Here is a 2,364-nt window from a genome sequence, read left to right on the forward strand (position 1 = left end):
TGTCGTTCTGCGCCGCGCTGGAGCAGCACCACACCGCCGAGGACGAGGGCGTGTTCCCCGTGCTGGCCCGGGAGCACCCCGAGCTGCGGCCGGTGCTCGACGAGCTGGGCCGCGACCACCGGATCGTGTCCGACGCGCTGAAGGCGCTGGCGGGGCTGGGCTCCGACGTCGACCCGGTGGTGCTGCGCCACGAGCTGGACGGCGTGGCCGCGTTGGTGGAAACGCACTTCACCTACGAGGAGCGCAAGATCGCGGACGTGCTCTCGGCGCTCACCGGACGGCTGGGCACGGTCGACGCGGAGCTGGTGGAGCGCGCCACGACCGTGCCGGAACGGTGACGACGGCGGCTCGTCAACGACAAGAATGTTCAGTGATCATTCATTCTCACGTGTGATCATTCGTGCGATCCTGCCTGTGTGTGGCCACCCTGCGCGCCGCACCCAGGGAGGAGACACCCAATCGTGCGACTACGATCCCTGCTGAACCCCGTTCCCGTTGTCGTGTCCGCCGTCGCCGTCGTGGCGGCCCTGCTGATCCCCACCGCCGCCTCCGGCGCCACGCCGATCACCGTCGCCCAGGCCATCGGGCAGCAGAACGGCGCGTCCGCCACCGTCCGCGGCTACGTCGTCGGACAGCCCACCGCCACCACCACCGTGGTGCGGTCGAACTTCCCCTCCGACTACGCGCTGGCCCTGGCCGACTCACCGAGCCAGACGAGCACCGGCCAGATGCTCTACGTGCAGGTCACCTCGGCGTTCCGCGCCCAGTGGGGCCTGCGGAGCAACCCCGGCCTGCTCGGCACGCTGATCGACGTCACCGGTCCGCTGAGCGCCTACTTCTCCCACGCGGGCCTCACGTCACCGACCGCGATCGCCCGCGCGGGCACCACGCCCACGACGAGCACCACCAGCCCGCCCACCGCCACCTCCACCACGACCGCACCCGGTGGCGGCTACGACGACACCTACTACCGCAACGCGCTCGGCAAGACCGGGGCGTCGTTGAAGACGGCGTTGAACGGGATCATCCGGACCAACACCAAGCTGACCTACGAGCAGGTGTGGGATGCGCTGAAGGTCACCGACCAGGACCCGAACAACAGCGCCAACGTCATCCTGCTCTACACCGGGCGCTCCCAGTCCAAGACCACCAGCGGCGGCGACCCGGACGACTGGAACCGCGAGCACGTCTGGGCCAAGTCGCACGGCGACTTCGGCACCGCGACCGGTCCCGGCACCGACGTCCACCACCTGCGGCCCACCGACGTCTCGGTGAACGCGGAGCGGGGGAACAAGGACTTCGACCTGGGTGGCTCGGCGGTCGCGGAGGCGCCCGGCAACTACACCGACGCGGACTCCTGGGAGCCGCGCAACGCGGTGAAGGGCGACGTCGCGCGGATGCTCTTCTACATGGCCGTGCGGTACGAGGGCGGTGACGGCTACCCGGACCTGGAGCTGAACAACAGCGTCAGCAACGGCACCGCGCCCTACCACGGCAAGCTGTCGGTCCTGCTCCAGTGGAACGCGCAGGACCCGCCGGACGCCTTCGAGAAGCGTCGGAACCAGGTCATCTACGACACGTTCCAGCACAACCGCAACCCGTTCGTCGACCACCCCGAGTGGGCGGCGTCGATCTGGAACTAGCGCGCAATCCCGGTTGCCTGCTCACGCACCCCCTGCTCGAATGAACACGACGTCCGTTCGAGCAGGGGGTGCCATGAGGGCCGGGATCACGATCCTTCCGGAGTACCGCTGGGCCGAGGCCAAACCGAGGTGGCAGGCGGCGGAGGCCTACGGGTTCGCCCACGCGTGGACGTTCGACCACCTGGGCTGGGGTCCGCTGGTCGACCACACGTGGTTCGGCGCGGTGCCGACGCTGGGTGCGGCGGCGTCGGTCACGTCGCGGATCGAGCTGGGGTTCATGGTGGCCTCGCCGAACTTCCGCCACCCCCTGCCGTTCGCCCGGGAGGTGATCACGCTGGACGACCTGTCGGACGGCCGGATGACGATCGGCATCGGCGCGGGCGGGGTGGGCGGCTACGACGTGCGGGTGTTCGGCGGCACCACCGAGGCCGCCAGCCCGTCGCGCCGGTACGCCGAGTTCGTGGAGCTGCTGGACGCCCTGCTGACCGGGGACCAGGTCGACTACTCCGGCGAGTACTACAACGCCGTGGCGGCCCGCAACACGCCCGGCTGCGTGCAACGCCCGCGCACGCCGTTCATCCTGGCCGCGAACGGGCCTAAGGGGCTGGCCCTGGCCGCCCGGCGCGGTGAGGGCTGGGTGACCCTGGGCACCGACAGGTCCTCGCTGGACGCGGGGTGGGCGTCGCTGGCGGAGGTGTCGGCCCGGTTCGACGAGGCGCTG

2 protein-coding genes and 2 pseudogenes are annotated in these 2,364 nt (G+C 70.4%); all 4 read left to right on the top strand.

The window, feature by feature from the left end; genetic code table 11:
• On the top strand, positions 1 to 338 hold a 338-nt coding region (locus AB0G02_RS35540), incomplete at its 5' end, for a hemerythrin domain-containing protein (RefSeq protein WP_360803442.1).
• A 180-nt stretch (positions 339 to 518) separates the two neighbouring features.
• Positions 519 to 860 (top strand): annotated as a pseudogene (locus AB0G02_RS35545) (DUF6359 domain-containing protein); the annotation flags it as partial.
• A 99-nt stretch (positions 861 to 959) separates the two neighbouring features.
• Positions 960 to 1,643, top strand: a pseudogene (locus tag AB0G02_RS35550) (endonuclease); the annotation flags it as partial.
• Between the two features lie 73 nt (positions 1,644 to 1,716).
• On the top strand, positions 1,717 to 2,364 hold a 648-nt coding region (locus tag AB0G02_RS35555), incomplete at its 3' end, for an LLM class flavin-dependent oxidoreductase (protein ID WP_360803445.1).

Origin of the sequence: Actinosynnema sp. NPDC023658, from assembly GCF_040639995.1 — a bacterium.
Taxonomy (GTDB): domain Bacteria; phylum Actinomycetota; class Actinomycetes; order Mycobacteriales; family Pseudonocardiaceae; genus Actinosynnema.